This is a genomic window from Vibrio sp. DNB22_10_4, assembly GCF_052879755.1.
Window position 1 is genome coordinate 1 of sequence record NZ_JBNNXW010000145.1, and the last position, 229, is coordinate 229.

Below are 229 nucleotides of genomic sequence, written 5' to 3' on the forward strand. Positions count from 1 at the left end.
GGGCTACGCCTCGCTGGCCGACCAGTTGAAAAAGCGAGGTTTCGAGCGGCAAGTCAACGGCGAAGGCAAACCAACGGCGTGGCGCTGGAAACGGCAAGTGGACGAACACCTGCACGTGGTGATCGAGTTCCTGCAAGATGCCGGGGAAGCGAAACTTGGCAAACCCGTAAGCATTGACGGCGAGAGCGTTTCGGCCTTGACCGTCAAATTCGTCGGGATTGTGCACGAC

The 229-nt window shown here is 59.0% G+C and carries 1 protein-coding gene; it reads left to right on the top strand.

The features are described from left to right. Positions 1 to 229, top strand: a 229-nt coding sequence (locus ACVA6Q_RS25025; protein ID WP_446649280.1) for a hypothetical protein, incomplete at both ends; no start/stop codon positions are given.